Origin of the sequence: Nitrosomonas sp. Nm33 (assembly GCF_900107265.1) — a bacterium.
GTDB lineage: Bacteria > Pseudomonadota > Gammaproteobacteria > Burkholderiales > Nitrosomonadaceae > Nitrosomonas.
In genome coordinates, this window is the sequence record NZ_FNPJ01000145.1 from 1 (window position 1) to 2,308 (window position 2,308).

3 protein-coding genes are annotated in these 2,308 nt (G+C 44.0%); 1 reads left to right on the top strand and 2 read right to left on the bottom strand.

The features are described 5' to 3' along the window. The coding region (locus BLV54_RS15040; RefSeq protein ID WP_143032555.1) for a transposase at positions 1–249 on the bottom strand (249 nt) is incomplete at its 3' end. A 203-nt stretch (positions 250–452) separates the two neighbouring features. Here BLV54_RS15040 and zapE point away from each other — a divergent pair. Further along, positions 453–1,664: a cell division protein ZapE gene (zapE, locus tag BLV54_RS15045; protein ID WP_090572391.1), complete on the top strand. Its 1,212-nt coding sequence runs from the start codon at positions 453–455 to the stop codon at positions 1,662–1,664. Between the two features lie 101 nt (positions 1,665–1,765). On the opposite strand, the gene BLV54_RS15050 is transcribed toward zapE, so the two are convergent. After that, positions 1,766–2,308: PACE efflux transporter (locus BLV54_RS15050; protein WP_256329558.1), on the bottom strand; the 543-nt coding region annotated here is incomplete at its 5' end.

Here is a 2,308-nt window from a genome sequence, read left to right on the forward strand (position 1 = left end):
TGGATCAATAATCAGTGCCTTGAAAACTCTGTTCCACTTGTTACTTAATGACCAGGCATTGAATCTCTTGTAGATCGAATTCCAGCATCCAAATATCTCGGGTAAGTCTCGCCACGGACAACCAACCCGCATTCGATACAACATACCTTCTACTGTCATGCGCAAATTGCGCTTGTTATAAATCGCTTCTTGAAGCAGAATTTTCTCCAGCTTCGACCAGAACTCATCGTTGAGCATCAATCGGGGCATCGCAAACTCGTTTTATTGGTGGTGTGAGAACACCTCAATATTACGAGTTTGCTTCTATTTATGAAATACTTATCTCAAAACGTCAACAGACCCTAGGAACAAATCGTTACTATATTTGCAATGTTAGTCACAAGACCTGGAATCTTCTCCGCGATCTCCTCATGTTAAAATCGCTGATACTTTTTGCCAAAATGTAACACCTCATGAAACGCCCAATAGAAGAAAATGGACCTGAAGCTGAATATCAAGCATTGATGCAGGCTGGGGAACTCAAGCCTGATGCTGATCAGGCCAAGGCAGTAGCTTCATTGGAGCGATTGCATCGTGAGTTGATTGATTACCCAGCGATAGACAACCAAAGCAATAGATTCTCGTTCAAGAATTGGTGGCCGACTGGTTTGTTTCGTTGGTCAGGTAGCGATAAGCCAGCTCCCAAAGGAGTTTATCTTTATGGAGGTGTAGGGCGCGGCAAATCCATGCTGATGGATCTGTTTTATTCTATAGCTCCAACGACATTCAAACGACGGGTGCACTTCCATGAATTTATGCTGGATATCCATGCCCGACTTAAGGAAGCGCATGATCTTTCTGCACAAAAACGGATGCAGCGTAGCGGACGCGCCAGTGATGCTGATCCTATTCCGGTTATTGCGCGGCAAATAGCCAATGAAGCAACCTTACTCTGTTTTGATGAACTGCAAGTCACGGATATTGCAGATGCCATGGTGCTGACAAGACTGTTCAACGCGCTGTTTGAGCAAGGTCTAATTGTGGTGGCAACTTCTAACAGACCACCCGACGATCTTTACAGACATGGCCTCAATCGCCACCGTTTTCTGCCTTTCATTGAGCAAATCAGGGAAAGACTTGAACTGATTCCGCTTGAGGGACCGGTTGATTATCGCTACAACCGTCTGAAGGGCGCAGAAACGTATTATTTTCCGGTTAATGAGGAAACGACTGCTCAATTATCTGCAACTTTTTTTCGCCTGACGGATCGCCGCGTGGAAGACCGCGCAAAGGTTCCCAGTGAAACGCTGGCAGTGCAGGGGCGCACGTTGTTTGTACCCAAAGCGGCACGCGGTGTAGCGGTTTTTTCGTTTAAGCGGTTATGCGCAAATCCATTGGGTCCGGCAGACTATCTTGCCATTGCAAGAACCTATCATACCGTCATTATGGTTGCGATCCCACAATTTACCCGGGAAAACAGCGACCAGGCTAAGCGCTTCATCACTTTTATCGATGCACTTTATGAACATAACGTCAAATTCTTATGCTCAGCTGCCGTGCCTCCTCAATCGCTTTATGCGGGGGGAGAGATCAGTTTTGAATTTGAACGCACGGTTTCCCGCTTGATGGAAATGCAATCAGAAGATTATCTGGCAAGAGGTCATGGCAAGATTGTTGCGGATTAAAAAACTTCCTGTTTTGGTTGAAGTCAATAAATCATCAGTGCTTGAAATTAAGGTAAATCAATAGCAAGCAAAGAAGGAATGGTCGAGCTTCACCATTTTGATCAGGTCTGTCCCTTATTTACACTCCATTGAGCTGATTCGGGTAGGCCAAATAGCTTATCGAAACTCCAGTGGAAAGCTATCGCATAGAAAAAGAAGAATATAAGCAAACCAATATCCATAATCAGCGCTGCCCACAAAGAAAGCTCAAGCCAATAGGCAATCAGCGGAACTGTGAATATTACTAATCCCCCCTCAAATCCGATTGCATGAAGGAAGCGTCTGCGAATTGACCTGCCTTTTTGAGTTTGCTTTGTCTCCCAATATTCAAACATCGAGTTAAAAATATAATTCCAGCTCACTGCAATAAGCGACATTACAATTGCGAGTAAGCTCGACATTCCGATCGATTTATCAAATATCAGTACAACAAACGGGGTTACAAGCAAAACTGCGATGACTTCATATAGAATAGCTTGAACGATTTTACGTGTGGTTCTCTGCATAAATAACGTGAGTTCGACATAAGAAAAGAAGTAAAAGGAATCTGAATTCCTTATGATGAAGCGAATTTGGAAAAGAGTTTCATCATTAGAGGAGTCAGA